The organism is Parasutterella sp. St.1A3, assembly GCF_059728705.1.
In genome coordinates, this window is record NZ_BAAGFK010000001.1 from 1,989,884 (window position 1) to 2,005,235 (window position 15,352).

General features: G+C 49.0%; 11 protein-coding genes. 9 read left to right on the top strand and 2 right to left on the bottom strand.

The annotated features are described in order from the left end of the window. The 8 genes from hypB to AC6I1F_RS09295 all read left to right on the top strand — a co-directional run bounded on the left by hypB (window position 1) and on the right by AC6I1F_RS09295 (window position 9,222). Window positions 1-672, top strand: a complete 672-nt coding sequence (gene hypB, locus AC6I1F_RS09260) for a hydrogenase nickel incorporation protein HypB (protein WP_160334404.1) — start codon at window positions 1-3, stop codon at window positions 670-672. Window positions 673-695: 23 nt separating this feature from the next. Further along, window positions 696-3,002 (top strand): carbamoyltransferase HypF, encoded by a 2,307-nt coding sequence (gene hypF / locus AC6I1F_RS09265; protein ID WP_160334405.1) that lies wholly within the window; start codon window positions 696-698, stop codon window positions 3,000-3,002. A gap of 2 nt (window positions 3,003-3,004) precedes the next feature. Beyond that, window positions 3,005-3,226, top strand: coding sequence for a HypC/HybG/HupF family hydrogenase formation chaperone (locus AC6I1F_RS09270; protein ID WP_160334406.1), 222 nt, complete (start codon window positions 3,005-3,007; stop codon window positions 3,224-3,226). Window positions 3,227-3,238: 12 nt separating this feature from the next. Next, window positions 3,239-4,348: a hydrogenase formation protein HypD gene (gene hypD, locus AC6I1F_RS09275; RefSeq protein WP_160334407.1), complete on the top strand. Its 1,110-nt coding sequence runs from the start codon at window positions 3,239-3,241 to the stop codon at window positions 4,346-4,348. A 15-nt stretch (window positions 4,349-4,363) separates the two neighbouring features. Next, the gene (gene hypE / locus AC6I1F_RS09280; protein WP_160334408.1) at window positions 4,364-5,413 is read left to right on the top strand and encodes a hydrogenase expression/formation protein HypE; all 1,050 of its coding nucleotides are present in this window, start codon (window positions 4,364-4,366) and stop codon (window positions 5,411-5,413) included. Window positions 5,414-5,491: 78 nt separating this feature from the next. Then, entirely contained in the window at window positions 5,492-6,154 is a 663-nt protein-coding gene (locus AC6I1F_RS09285) for a response regulator (RefSeq protein ID WP_251449958.1), read from the top strand. A 213-nt stretch (window positions 6,155-6,367) separates the two neighbouring features. After that, the gene (locus tag AC6I1F_RS09290) at window positions 6,368-6,949 is read left to right on the top strand and encodes a cyclase family protein (RefSeq protein WP_160334410.1); all 582 of its coding nucleotides are present in this window, start codon (window positions 6,368-6,370) and stop codon (window positions 6,947-6,949) included. A gap of 206 nt (window positions 6,950-7,155) precedes the next feature. After that, window positions 7,156-9,222, top strand: coding sequence for an IS1634 family transposase (locus tag AC6I1F_RS09295; RefSeq protein WP_497801595.1), 2,067 nt, complete (start codon window positions 7,156-7,158; stop codon window positions 9,220-9,222). Window positions 9,223-9,996: 774 nt separating this feature from the next. Here the strand turns inward: AC6I1F_RS09295 and alaS are convergent. Further along, window positions 9,997-12,624 carry an alanine--tRNA ligase gene (gene alaS / locus AC6I1F_RS09300; protein WP_160334937.1) on the bottom strand — a complete coding sequence of 876 codons (2,628 nt, stop codon included), beginning with the start codon at window positions 12,622-12,624 and terminating at the stop codon, window positions 9,997-9,999. A 238-nt stretch (window positions 12,625-12,862) separates the two neighbouring features. Continuing rightward, the gene (gene hemN, locus AC6I1F_RS09305; RefSeq protein ID WP_160334936.1) at window positions 12,863-14,254 is read right to left on the bottom strand and encodes an oxygen-independent coproporphyrinogen III oxidase; all 1,392 of its coding nucleotides are present in this window, start codon (window positions 14,252-14,254) and stop codon (window positions 12,863-12,865) included. 142 nt (window positions 14,255-14,396) lie between these two features. Between hemN and AC6I1F_RS09310 the strand changes: the two genes are divergently transcribed. Further along, window positions 14,397-15,134 (top strand): cyclic nucleotide-binding domain-containing protein, encoded by a 738-nt coding sequence (locus tag AC6I1F_RS09310; protein WP_160334935.1) that lies wholly within the window; start codon window positions 14,397-14,399, stop codon window positions 15,132-15,134. The last annotated feature ends 218 nt before the right edge of the window (window positions 15,135-15,352 follow it).

Below are 15,352 nucleotides of genomic sequence, written 5' to 3' on the forward strand. Positions count from 1 at the left end.
ATGGAAAAAGTTAACGATCGTCTCGTCCAGCTCGAAATTGACGTACTGAACGCAAACGACAAAAAAGCCCAGCAGAACCGCGAGAAGTTTTTAAATAAACACATTCTTGCTCTGAATCTGGTATCAAGTCCCGGAAGCGGCAAAACCACGCTTCTTTGCAAAACAATTGAGCGTATTTCCAAAGACTTTAAACTCGCCGTTATTGAAGGCGATCAGCAGACACTCAACGACGCCGAACGCATTCGAGCGACCGGATGCCGCGCGATTCAAATCAACACCGGCGAAGGCTGCCATCTTGACGCGGAAATGATTGATGAAGCCTGCGAAAAGATCAAACCGGAAGATCGCTCTATTCTCTTTATCGAGAATGTCGGCAATCTCGTCTGCCCCGCCGCATTCGATCTCGGAGAAGACTGCAAAGTTGTCGTCCTTTCCGTTACCGAAGGTGAAGACAAACCCATCAAGTATCCGGACATGTTCGCGGCAAGCTCAGTGATGCTTCTGAACAAAATCGATCTGCTGCCGTATTTGGATTTTGACGTTGAAAAATGCAAGGAATATGCAAAGCGCGTCAATCCCGACATCGAGATTATCGAAGTGTCTGCCACTAAAGGCACCGGCATGAACGAATGGATCGGCTGGCTTAAAAACCGCTTCAGCCGTTTAGCCTGATCGGTGAATCGGGAGTTTTGTCCATGAGCAGGATAAGCGCGCGTCGTCTCAGGATCAACGGAACCGTCCAGGGAGTCGGGTTCAGGCCTTTTGTTTATGTTTTAGCAACTGACGAAAACCTGAACGGAACTGTCTTAAACGACGGTCAGGGCGTTGAAACTGTAGTGGAAGGCGAAGAGGCCTCCATCGCGCGCTTCATGAAGCGTCTTACGACAGAACTTCCGCCGCTTGCCAGTATCGAAACTATAGTTTCCGAAGAGATCGAACCGAGCGGCTTTACCGAATTCAAGATTCTCGAAAGCCACAGCGACGCGGTCAGCACCGTCATTCCTGCTGATGCGGCGGTTTGCAGAGCGTGCCTTTCCGAACTTACGGACAAGAACAATCGCCGCTATCGCTATCCTTTTATCAATTGCACGCACTGCGGGCCGCGCTACACCATCACAGCGCATCTTCCCTATGATCGGCCGCAGACGAGCATGAAAGATTTTCCGATGTGTTCGGACTGTCTTGAGGAATATACCGATCCTCTGGATCGAAGATTTCATGCCCAGCCGAACGCGTGTCCGGTCTGCGGACCTCACGTCACGCTGCTTGACAAAGCCGGGCTTCCGATCAATACCGATGATCCGCTCGCTGAAGTCATGAGACGGATTAAGGCCGGTGAAATTGCCGCAATCAAAGGTCTTGGCGGCTTTCATCTGGTTTGCGACGCAAAAAACGCTCAAGCGGTCTCTCGTCTTCGCGAACGCAAAAAGCGACCGAGCAAGCCCTTTGCCTTAATGGTTCAGAATACCGCGTCCGCGCGCAGAATCGCCGAGGTTTCCGAAGAAGCTCAGAAGCTTCTCGAGTCCTCTGCAGCGCCCATTGTGCTTCTGCCGAAGAAACCCGGCGCAGACGATCATTTAGTCGGTATCGCGCCGAATTTGACGCACATCGGCCTGATGCTTCCCTACACTCCGATTCACTGGCTGCTCTTTTTTGAAGCGGCCGATCGAAGCGAGGATCCGCTCTGGCATGAGAAACCCAACGATTTGACACTTGTTATGACGAGTGCGAACGCTGGCGGCGAGCCGCTTGTAATCAGCAACGCCGAGGCGGTACGTCTGTTGGAAGGCATCTGTGACTGTTTCCTTGTACACAACCGCGACATCCTGATCCGCTGTGATGATTCGGTCGCGCAGGCCAAAGACAATGACGTTCAGTACATTCGCCGCGCCAGAGGTCTCGTTCCTCAGGCAATCGCACTCCCATTCTCAGGTCCGTCCGTCATTGCTGCAGGCGCGTGGTTAAAGAACACCGCGTGTCTGACAAAAGGCACTCATGCTTATTTGACGCAGCACATTGGTGACCTAGACAGAGTGAGCAACGACCGCACGCTTGAAAAAGCGATTCGGCATCTGTCGGAAGTTTTTGAGATCAGGCCCGACTATATTGCATGCGATCTTCATCCGGATTTTTATTCCACGGTGCTGGCAGAAAAGCTTGCCAATGAGTTTGATGTCGAACTCATTGCCGTACAGCACCATCATGCGCATATTGCCGCGGTGATGGCCGAACACGGGCTTAAAGAAGCGGTGCTGGGTCTCGCGCTTGACGGAGTCGGACTCGGCACTGACGGAAAATCCTGGGGCGGCGAGCTGCTGAAAGTTGATCCCCTGGGTTTTGAGCGCCTGAAGTCTCTATCGCCGATTCTTCTTCCCGGCGGCGACAAATGCGCGCGCGAGGGCTGGAGAATGGCCTACGCGCTGCTATGCCAAAACGGTTTGGCAGAAAATGCTAAACGACTCTTCCCGTTCAAAGGCGCTTCGATCATTGAGCGCATGCTTGCCTCGGACCTGCCGATTCCGGAGAGTTCCAGTTTAGGAAGGATTTTTGATACCGCTGCCGCTCTTACCGGTGTCAAGACCCATTCTTCCTATGAAGGAGAAGCACCGGTTCTTTTCCAAGCAGCCGGTTACGGGACAAAGGGACGCGTGCGCGAGGATCTGCTCGAATTCAGCGAGAGCGGCGTCAATTTTGTGCCGCTCCTATTAAATTTAACTCAATACAGTTCTGCGGCTGAAGCCTCGGCTGACTTCCATGAAACCGTCGCTTTCGCGCTCAGCCGACTAGCGCTGGCTGTCGCAGAAAAAAACAAGATTAGAAAAGTATGTTTATCAGGCGGATGCTGTCTGAATACCAGACTCAGCAGAAGCCTCAGAAATTATTTGGAAGAAGGCTCTCTCAGCGTTTATGAAGGGCTTCGCATTCCGCCCAATGACGGAGGCGTCTCTCTCGGTCAGGCTTATGCCGTGCTGATGAAGCTTCATTCGAATAACGGAGTTTAGTTATGTGTTTAGCCATTCCTGTTCAGGTCAAAGAAATCATCGACGACGAGACCGCCGTTGTTGAAATCTCCGGTCTTAAAAAAACAATTTCCACCGCGCTGATTGACGATGTGAGAGTTGGCGACTACGTGATTCTTCATGTGGGATACGCGCTTCAGAAAATCGATCCGATTGAGGCGCAGAAAACGCTTGAACTTTTTGCGCAAGCCTCCCAACCTGCCTAAGGAACCGGATCGATGAAATACATTACCGAATACCGTGACACGGAACTTGCCAAAAAGATCATTAAGGACATTAAGGCGGAAGTACAAAGCGACAAAAGTTATCGCCTGATGGAATTCTGCGGCGGCCACACTCATGTCATCAGCCGCTATGGTTTGGAGGGCGTGCTTCCTGAGAACGTGCGAATGATTCACGGACCCGGTTGCCCCGTCTGCGTCATGCCAATCGGCCGAATTGATTCTGCTATTGAGCTTGCGCTGGAACACGGCGCGACGGTCTGCACCTATGCCGACTGTATGCGAGTACCGGCTTCCGGAGGTCTTTCCATGATGAAGGCCAAAGCTCAGGGCGGCGACATTCGCATGGTTTATTCCGCCTCTGACTGCCTGGAGATCGCAAGGGCCAATCCCGATAAAAACGTCGTTTTCTTTGCGATCGGCTTTGAAACCACAACGCCTGCGACAGCCGTTGTACTCAAGCAGGCAAAAGCCGAAGGCCTTAAGAACTTCTTTGTCTTCTGCAATCATGTTCTGACACCGGCTGCGATGAACCATATCCTGCAGAATGACGAAAAGGTTCATATTGACGGATTCGTCGGTCCTGCGCACGTTTCTACGATTATCGGCAGCGAACCCTATGAAACCTTTGCCCGGGACCATCATAAACCGGTGGTTATCGCAGGCTTTGAGCCCCTGGACATGCTGCAGTCGATTCTCATGCTGATCCGTCAGATTAACAAAGGTGAAGCCAAAGTCGAAAACGAATTTATTCGAGCCGTCAAACCTGAAGGCAACACCAAAGCGCTGAAGATGGTTCATGAAGTTTTTGCGCTCAGAGATTCTTTCGAATGGCGAGGATTAGGCAGCGTTCCGAATTCCGCACTGAAGCTTTCAGACGCCTATAGCGAGTTCGATGCGGAAAAGCGCTTCGGACTTAAATATCGTCGGGTTCCGGACAATAAAGCCTGCGAATGCGGCGCCATTTTACGCGGAGAGAAGCATCCCTCCGACTGCAGAGCGTTCGGCACCGTCTGCACACCGGAAAATCCGATCGGCTCCTGCATGGTTTCGAGTGAAGGGGCATGCGCCGCCTACTTCAACTATGGAAGACATAAACGCGCATAGACAGCGGAGAAGAGTATGACAAGCGAAAAGAAACACTATCAGCGTCCTGTGAATTTCAAGACCGGCAAAGTCGAAATGAATTTCGGTGCCGGCGGCAAAGCCAGCGCACAGCTGATTTCCGAACTGTTTGCGAAGTACTTCAGCAATGAATATCTTGATCAGGGTGACGACGGTGCCCGCCTTCCGTGCCCGGAGGGCGAACTTATCATGGCGACCGACTCTCACGTTGTGAGTCCCATCTTTTTTGCAGGCGGAGATATCGGCGCGCTGTCCGTGCACGGCACCGTCAATGACGTTGCGGTCTGCGGCGCTGTTCCGAAGTATCTGTCGGCCGGTTTTATTCTTGAGGAAGGCTTCCCCTTGTCGGATCTCAAGCGCATTGTTGAAAGCATGGCTGAAGCCGCTAAAGAAGCCGGCGTCTATATCGTGACCGGCGACACAAAGGTCGTAGAGCGAGGAAAAGCCGACGGCATCTATATCAACACCTGCGGTGTCGGGGTGCTTCCTAAAGGCGTTCGTCTTTCCGGCTCATTCTGTAAGCCCGGAGACGTGATCGCCATTTCCGGAGACATTGGCGATCATGGTGTCGCCGTTATGAGTCAGCGCGTCAATCTAGGCTTTGAGACCAATGTCGAGAGTGACTCAGCAAGTCTTAACCGTCTGACGGAAAAGCTCGTCAAAGGCGTTCCTTCTCTGCGCTGCATGCGAGATCCGACACGCGGCGGTCTGGGCACTACGCTCAATGAAATCGCTTCACAGTCCAATATCGGAATGGTACTGGAAGAAGACAGGATTCCGGTTAAGGAAAGCGTGGAAGCCGCCTGTGAATTTTTAGGGCTTGATCCGCTGTACGTTGCAAATGAAGGGAAATTGATCGCGATTTGCGCGGCTGAGGATGCAGAAAAGATGCTTGCCATCATGCGGGAGGATCCTTTAGGACAGAACGCTCAGCTGATCGGACGCTGTATTGAAGACGAAAATCACTTTGTGCAGATGGAAACCGGCTTTGGCGGTGTGCGTATGGTGGACTGGCTAACGGGTGAACAGCTGCCGAGAATCTGCTGATTGCCCATATTTACCTGAGTATATTGACGGAAGGCTCGGATCGATTTACCTTAGCATGGTTAATAAAGGAGAAATGTTTTGATACAGCCCCAGACAATCCTGTTAGTTGATGACCACTCACTCATCACAACCGCGCTCTCCGCACTTCTGAAAAGCATGTACCCGGGCGTTTCCATTCACGTCGGCGCCACTGCGAAGGAAGCATTGGAACTCGCCTCCAAGTATGGGGACTCCGCTGATCTCATGATTTTAGATTTAGGTCTGCCGGACTCTACCGGAACGGAACTTCTGGAAAGGCTGCTCCTTGAATACCCGGCACTGAAGATTTTGGTTCTTTCCGGCTTAGTTGACTCGGACAGTATTTTGAAAACACTGTCAGCGGGCGCAGCCGGTTTTATTCCGAAGTCTCTGGATGCGAATCTGCTCAAGGGTGCCGTGAACTTCGTTTTAGAAGGCGGTGTTTACATACCATCGAAGATACTGACACAGCAGCAGTCGATCGGTATGAGCCCGCAGCAACCGTCGGTCAATCCTTCCTCGACGGTACATCTGACCACTCGTCAGTGTCAGGTCTTAAAACTGCTGAGCCAGGGCGACTCGATTAAATCGATCTGCCGCAAACTTGATCTTTCCGAAGGCACCATTAAAACGCACGTCACTGCGATTTACCGTGCCTTTGACGCGAGAAACCGCACTGAAGCGCTGATTGCCGCAAGAAGGAACGGATTCAACGTGGAATAGAAGTCCTATAAGCAATATGCCGGCGCCATGCCGGCTTTTTTGTACCCTCTCTTCGATGCCTGAAAACTCAAGATAAGAAGCTCCGGGTTTTCAAAATTCATTACCGAAGGTGAGTCCTTACTTATTAAAACTTTTCAAGTTACAATTTTACGGACAGAGTCGACGGATTCAAATTGTTTTGCGCATACAGATTTACGGGAATAAGCAAAAATAATGAAAGTTATCGACATTTCCATGACGGTTAACCGAAATACTCCGGTATTCGAAGGCGACACGCCGCTGTGTATCGATTATCTTTCGTTTGGCCAAATCAACACTTCCGAAATTAAGTTCACACCGCATGTGGGCACTCACGTCGATTTGCCGTATCACTTTGGCTACGAGCAGCCCGGCGCACAGAATTATTCCATCGAGACTTTTGTCGGTTTAGCGTATATTGCAGATGTCTCTCAGGCAGGAAAATTAATCAATATCCAAGATATGCCTGCTTCTGCTTTTAATTATCAGCGAATTCTACTGAAAACTAATCATCCTGAAGCCGGTATCTCAAAGGAACTTGCGAACAAACTGACCGGGCATGATGTCCGTTTGATCGGCATTTCCACCGCATCTATTGATCCGAAAGTTAGTATTCACTTTGAAGCTCACCATGCACTGCTTTCGCACGACATCTGCATTCTAGAAAACATCTGCCTGCAGGACGTCGAGGCCGGCCTTTACGAACTTCACGCAGTCCCGCTGAAATGGGAAGGCATCGAAGCATCACCGGTTCGTGCCTATCTTATTAAACGGTAAGCAAGTGTTTGCTCACTTATAAATAGAAATGCCCCGAAACTCGAGGCTCTTTTGCGAATTAAGCCTGAGGCTTCTCTTCTTCTCCCGACTTTAGGAGAATAATTCTCTAAATTTTTTCGAGAACCCACGTGGTTCTTATTTTTTCACTTGTTTTTACTTTATTTCTATGTTATAATGTTGTAGTGATTTCTTTGTGAGGGACTACTATGTTTATCGGTATCGTTACCGGCGGCAAATATAAATACGTCAAGCTGCTTGAGGGATATAGAGATGAAAACGGCAAGACAAGAAATCGTGTTGTCAAAACATTTGGAAGACTCGATGTTCTTCTGAAAGAGGATCCGGAAGCAGTTAATAAACTCAAAGCCAAGTACAACGGTCAGCACAAAGAAAAACTCGAGCTGCAGCAAAAGCAGCGTCTAAAAGATCTTGAAGAAACATTAGCCTTCCAAGTGGACCAATCTCGTGTTCAAAGTCCTCTGCCGCTGCTTAATTACGGGCACTTTGCTGTCAAACAGATTTGGGAAGAAGACCTGGCTTTAGACCGAAAGTTCAAGTATGTGCAGCAAACAAGCAAGCTAAAGTTTGATCTGAACAGCCTGGTCCGTTACTTGGTGGCCGGAAAGATTCTTGAACCGGGCTCTATTGAGAAAACCTTTAGGCGAAAAGACGAGTACTTAGGCGACCCGATCAAAGACATAACTTTAGACAATTGTTATGACGCCTATACCTACCTGTTCGATCTCAAAGAAGAAATTATTAAGTGGGTCAATCGCCGGATGAATCAATCCTTCGGTACCGGAAGAACTCGTCTGCTCTTTTATGACGTAACGAACACTTATTTCGAAACCACCATGTCGGATAAAGAGAAGGACTATGAGAGGTCTGACTTTGCGGAGGTTTTAATCGATACGGTTAAGCAGGCTGTTATAAGCGAAGAGCTTCCAGTCGATTGTCTTGATCGAGAAGGAAATGTCATCGTCGAGAATCTTCCGGCAGCGTTCATTGAAAAGCTTACGGACGATAAGTATCGCTATTTCAGAATGCGGGGACCCTCAAAAGAACATCGCTTTGACTTACCGCTTGTCTCTATTGCTTTAGTCATTGATCAAAACGGCATTCCTCTGGATTTCCAGGTTTATGCCGGTAATGCCTCAGAGTTTGCAAAAATGCCGGAATCAATCCGCAAACTCAAAGAAAAATACGATGTTGAAGAAGCGGTAGTTGTAGCTGACAGAGGCCTGAACTCGGTTGAAAATTTAACGATGCTGAACGGGAACAATATGGGCTTTCTGATGGCTCAAAAAGTCACCAAGCTCGGTGAAACGCTAACGAAAAAGATGCTGGACCGGTCACGTTATCAGCCGCTAAACAGTGAAGTTCCAGATGACAATCTTTATCAAGTGGTCTCCGATTGGGAGAAATCGGGTGGGAACGGTTCAAAAATCAACTGTACATTAGTCTTTACGTTTAACAAAAAACGACAAAAGCGTGATCAGGCCATCTTGAAACTCTGGCAGGGAATCGTTCTTGCGAAGAAACAGGCGGGAGTCAAAATCGGACCGAGAAAAACCGGTTGGGCCTGTTTGGCAAAAACAGAAAACGGCAAGGATCAGCCAATTCTTGGAATTGATGAAAAGGTCTTGCAAAACAAACTGGCTCTATGCGGTTATGTTGCCGTTGTGTATAAGGAATCGCCGATACAAGCAGACAAAGACGGAGTGGTCTCTGAAAGAGAAAATCCGATCCTCAAAGATGCCGAAATCGCCGGTATGTATCATCGTCTTAACTGCATTGAGGACTGCTTCAGGGTTATGAAGTCCAATCTCGGTCTGCGCCCGATGTATGTGTTTAACTCAAAGCACATCATTGCGCATTGTCTGCTGGTTTACCTTGCGCTTATCACTGTCCGGCTTATACAAAATCGTGCTGAAAAAAGTTCCGTACACGTGACAGCTGAGGAAATCTCCACTTGTCTTCGAGAGGCAAACGTTGCCCCACTACTGCTAAGTGAAGAAAGGTCAGTCTTTGCAACTGTAGAGCAATGCAGCAATCTCAGAAAAGGTCTTGAGCGGCAAAGCACTTCTGAACTTGTAGAAATGATTAAAAGCGGGAAGATAAAAACATCGAAGACACCGGAGATCTTAGAGGCTTGCGGATTAAAAATGCCAAATAGGTTCTGTTCCTTACATGAGCTTGCCAGAAGTCTAAAGACAAAGTTCCCGGACTTTAACAGCGCTGTTCCGGCTCTAAAGAGGTTGGATTTATTATGACGCAGGAATAATTCTTAAACTGCCCTCAACCTAAGTAACACAAGGGATGAGGGCTTTTTTTATTTACGAGATTCTCCTAAAGTCGGGTGATACTGGTTAAATATCCCAGTCAAAAAACGGGTATTCCCCAATATTCGTGTTATTTGTTCGATATAATATTAATATTCATTTATATTCAATTAGTTATTGGTATATTTTTCAAACAATTAATATTCGCAAAAGAATTAATTATTTATTAATTAAGATGATTTCCCTATGAAATACATGGGATAACACGCTTCAACACTTGATTTTTATTATTTTCATTGTTAACAAATGAAACCTCTTCAGTTTTCGATTTATCTAATTTTCTATATATAACTATTTTATTAGATTTCAGGGTTGTATATTTTTCAATATATTAACAACACCTTGTGGTACAGGGGGTTGCCTTCAAACAGTGCATATTTAAATTAGACATATTTATTTACGTTTAGGCTTAATCCATTGAAACCAGTTTCCAGCACTTAGGTTTTCTCTGCTTCCGAGAGATGTTCAGCCTTGTTCAGCGACGAGACGGACGTCGAGGCTCTGTAAATAAGTTTTTGCCTTCGCTTTAAGAAGCTGCCAACTCTGCCTCCGTGAAAAAATGCCCTGGAGGCCTCAGGTAATCCTAAGCAGTCGATGGACTGTTTAGGACATATTCAAAAGTTTATTCAGTACAGGCCGAAACTGTTTTCTAAACTTTCAAGACATAAAAAAACCCGCCGAAGCGGGTCTTTAAAGCTCTAATGCTTACTGCAGTTTTTCAGCGACAAACGCCTTAGTCTGAGCAAGCAGCGCGCTTAAATCGGCCGGAGCGTTCCCGCCGCCCTGAGCAAAGTCAGGACGACCGCCGCCCTTACCGCCAAGTTTTTCAGCGATGAACTTAACGACATCGCCGGCCTTGACCTTGGAAACCAGGTCCTTGGTCACGCCGACCGCAATACTTGCTTTGCCGTCTTCAACCTTAACAAGCACAACCGCAGCACTCTTGAGCTGATCTTTAAGACTGTCAACAGAATCACGAAGCGCTTTGGTCTCAACGCCCTTCATTTCCGTCACCAGCAGCTTGGCGCCGCCGATATCTTCAGCCTTGGCTGCAACGCTGGAAGCGCCTGCCTGTGCAAGCTGAACCTTGATGGTGTCGAGTTCTTTTTCCGCACGCTTGAGGTGGTCAACGGTTTCAACAACTTTGGAGACCACTTCGTCTGTCGGCGCTTTGAACTCTTCGGCGACTTCATGAATGATGGCTTCCTGCTTCTGTGTATAACGCAGCGCGGACATACCGGTCACAGCCTCTACACGTCTGACGCCGGCGGAAATACCGGACTCGGAAACAATCTTGAACATGCCGATGTCGCCGGTTCTCTGGACGTGAGTACCGCCGCAGAGCTCACAGCTGGAACCAATGTTTAAAACACGAACGTTTTCGCCGTATTTCTCACCGAACAGCATGACCGCTTCTGTCTTCTTGGCTTCATCTAGAGGCATGACGCGTACGTGTGTCGCTGTGTTGCGCAGAATCTCTTTGTTAACGATGTCTTCGACCTCGCAAATTTGTTCTGCAGTCATCGGGCTGGTGTGAACAAAGTCAAAGCGGGTACGATCGCCGTTAACCATCGAGCCTCTCTGCTGAACGTGCTGACCGAGCACTTCACGCAGCGCCTTGTGCATCAGGTGCGTCACAGAGTGGTTTCTGGCTGTCGCTTCTCGGTTTTCTTCATCAACTTTGGCGCTGAAAAGATCACCGACTTTGACACTGCCTTCGGCGACATAGCTCATATGACCAAACACATCCGCTTTGATCTTGAAGGTGTCGTCAACTTTCAGAATAGTTGTATTGTTTTTAAAGACGCCCTTGTCGCCCATCTGACCGCCGCTTTCAGCGTAGAAAGGAGTTTTGTCAAAGACAACAACAACTTCATCTCCGGCATCTGCGTCTTTCACCGGCTCGCCGTCTTTGTAGATTGCTTCTACACGACAGGCGTGAACCGCGAGGGTTTCGTAGCCGAGGAATTCCGTCGGGCTGCCTTCATATTCAAGGCCCTGAGCCATCTTGAATTTACCGGTCGCTCTGGCTTTTTCACGCTGTTTTTCCATCGCCGCGTCAAAGCCTTCGAAGTCAACCGTCACGCCTCTTTCACGGCAGACGTCCGCAGTCAGGTCAACCGGGAAGCCATAGGTGTCGTGAAGCTTAAACGCGACATCGCCTCCGAGAACCTTGGTTCCGTCAGCAAGAGCTTCGTTAAGAATATCAAGACCCTTGGCAAGCGTCTGGGAGAAGCGAACTTCTTCCTGACGCAGGACTTCTTCGATATGAGGATTACGGGTTTCAGGATACTGATCGCCCATTTCTTTGGCGACCGCTTTAACCAGCTTGCTGAAGAAGAGATCACGGGCGCCAAGTTTGAAGCCGTGACGCATACCGCGGCGAGCAATACGGCGAAGCACGTAGCTGCGGCCTTCATTGCCGGGAAGAATTCCGTCAGCAATGATAAAGGTACAAGCACGAATGTGGTCAGCAATGACTTTGACAGAAGGCGAATTCGGATCGACGTTTTCACCGCCCGCTTCTTCAACCGCCTTAACCACCGCACGCATCAGGTTCTGGAAAAGGTCAATGTCATAGTTGGAATGAACATGCTGCAGAACCGCAGAAATACGCTCAAGTCCCATGCCGGTATCAACGCTCGGACGGGGCAGCGGATGCATTTCGCCTTTTTCATCACGATTGAACTGCATGAACACGAGGTTCCAAATTTCAATGTAACGGTCGCCGTCTTCGTCGGGGCTTCCCGGAGGACCTCCGGCGACATCCTCACCGTGGTCGTAGAAAATTTCAGAGCAAGGGCCGCATGGACCTGTGTCGCCCATCATCCAGAAGTTGTCGGAAGCGTAACGAGCGCCTTTGTTGTCGCCGATACGAACGATTCGTTCAGCAGGAACGCCGACTTCCTTGTTCCAAATGTCATAGGCTTCATCGTCTTCCGCGTACACGGTGACCCAAAGCTTTTCCGGCGGAAGCATAAAGTGCTGTGTCAGCAGCTCCCATGCGTTCTTAATCGCATCGCGCTTGAAATAATCACCAAAGCTGAAATTGCCGAGCATTTCAAAGAAAGTATGGTGACGGGCGGTATAGCCGACGTTTTCCAAGTCATTATGTTTTCCGCCTGCGCGAACACACTTCTGACTGGTCGTCGCACGTTTGTAGGGACGCTTGTCAAATCCAAGGAAAACATCCTTGAACTGGTTCATACCGGCATTCGTGAAGAGCAGAGTCGGATCATCTCCGGGAACAACAGGGCTGGAGGCAACAATCGTATGCCCCTTGGACTCCATAAACTTCAGAAATGTCGATCGAATTTCTGATGCAGTGAACATTTGTAATTTCTCAAAAAAAGCTGAATTTTTCAGCAACACAATTTATATATTTTATCAGACAGCCTTCTGCATCACCGTCTTTAAGGCGACAATCTCAGAGCTCAAAATAATAAGCTGCCGCTGTAAACACGGACACATCCGATCAGAACGGCTGCTGACAATCTATAAAGAAAGACGGCTTTGCACAGAAGAATTAAAGAGAGCCGCTCGAAGCGGCTCTTTCCTGTGATCAGCTGACCTAGACAATACGGGAGTAACGTCTGACTCGTTCATCCTCGCGCAGATAGCGGTCGAAATTCATCGCCACAGCACGGACAAGCAGTTTGCCCTTTGGAGTCACCGAGACGGCGTCTTCGGCGAGCGTTACCAATCCTTCTTTCTCAAAATGCTTGAGATTATTCAGCTCAAAATCGAAGTATTCGTTGAAATTGATGCCGAACTGCTTCTCAATGTCCGCTTTCACAACTCTGAACTGGCACATCAATTCCATGATGACTTTTGAGCGCAGTTTGTCGTCGTCATTGAGAAGATAGCCGCGTACCGTCGCAAGAGCGCCGGAACGGACTTTTTCATAGTAAGAAGGCAGATCGCGGGGATTTGCCGCATAGCAGCCGTGAACCTTGCTGATCGAAGAAACGCCGAGCGCAACCATGTCACACTCAGGTTTTGTGGAGTAGCCCTGGAAATTTCTCTGCAGAGTGCCCTCTTCCTGAGCTTTTGCAAGCTCATCAGTGCGTTTGGCAAAATGATCCATGCCGATATAGTGGTAGCCGGATTCGGACAGACGGGTGATCGCATCCATCATAATGCCGACTTTCTCCGGAGAGGGAGGCAGGTCCGCCGCGTTAATTCTTCTCTGCGCCTTGAAATGTTCGGGCAGGTGCGCATAGTGGTACAGCGCAATACGATCAGGGCTCAGCTCAATTACTTTGTCAAGCGTGTGCGCAAAGGTTTCTCTGCTCTGGAAGGGAAGACCGTAGATAAGGTCCATATTAATAGAGTGGAAACCGTTGGCTCTTGCCGCGTCAAAAACCGCCTTAGTCTGCTCAAACGGCTGAACACGGTTAATCGCAATCTGAACACGTTCGTTGAAATCCTGAACACCCACGCTCATGCGGTTAAAGCCGGCCTTGGCAAGCGCGGCGACTTTATCGACCGGAGTCGTTCTCGGATCGACTTCAACCGAAACTTCCGCTCCTTCGGCCAGAGGAAAACGCTCCGTAATGACGCGCATGACCTCGAGAATTTCATCGTTATTCAGGAAAGTCGGAGAGCCGCCGCCGAAATGAAGCTGTTCAACTTTTCTGCTTCCGCCGAGGACCTTCGCGACGTTGTCGCATTCCATAGCGAGCACTTCAATGTATTCCTTGGAACGGGAATGGTCTTTCGTGACTTCCTTATTGCATCCGCAGAAATAGCAGATGTTCGAGCAGAAGGGGATATGCACGTAGATGGACAGGTCTCTGCCTTCGGGACGAGCAGCTAAAACCGACTCAAAATCCTTTGCGCCGAAGTCTTTGCTGAAACGGTCCGCAGTCGGATATGACGTATAGCGCGGACCCGGAACATCGAATCGCTGCAGCAATTCCAGATCAGGAAATTCTACCGATAGGAGTGAGTTTTTTTTCATCGTTTTCCTTCGCCTCTAAAGGCTATTGAAATTAACTAAGTTCTGATATCATCACCGCATCAGTCTATTGCAGACTATCCAGCGGATTGTTTATAAATTCCGTGAGTTTAAGACAAACCTCGGCACAGCAATCATACAAGTGATGAATTTAACCGAACTTAACGAAACACCCTTCCTGCCGCCCGATTGCAGCGCCTGCAAACAAAAAACGCTCTGTCTGCCCGAAGGCCTCTCGAACGAAGAATTCGTTAACTGTTCAAACATCGTCACCTTCAACAAAAAAATCAGTAAGGGCAGCCGACTCTTCCATGCCGGCGATCCGCTCCGCTTTCTGTATATCGTCAAGCTCGGTTCCGTCAAAAGCTCCATTGTCACCGACGAAGGCCGAGAGCAGGTCATCGGATTCAATATGTCCGGCGAAATGCTCGGCATTGACGGCATATACCACGGCTTTCATACATGCACCGCAACCGCGCTGGAGGACAGCGAAGTTTGCGTCATGCCCTATGAAGACCTTGAAGCCCTCTGCGGACAAAGCCCGGCGATTGATTCGCATGTGCGCCGACTCTTCAGCCGGGAAATCGTTCTGCAGCACCATAATCTGCTGATGCTCGGCTCCATGAGCTCCACTGAGCGGCTTGCCGCTTTTCTTCTCAGCCTGTCCAAGCGCTTTGAAACCAGAGGTTTCTCACGCACAGAGTTTGTCCTGAGAATGACGCGCGCCGATATCGGCAGCTTCTTAGGTTTAAAACTGGAAACCATCAGCCGTGCTCTTTCCAAATTCACAGAACTCGGACTAATTGAAATCCATCAAAAGCACGTCCATATCGTCAACCCGAAAGGACTACGCTCCATCCTCCAAGAGCACAAGCGGATTTAAAGCTAAGTACCGCATCTCTCCTGACGCTAAAATATTAATTTCTTCTCCTTAAATGCGCCTGAAACACACTGCGCGCATAAGTAAATGAGCGCAGCTCCCTCCTTCTCTGATCACTAGAACGCAAAACAACAAGCTGTGCGCAATGAGAAAAGCTCTCGTACCCTTTCTTTTCAGCAAAAATCAGTCACAAAAATCCGCAGTAACGAGAATTTTTACCG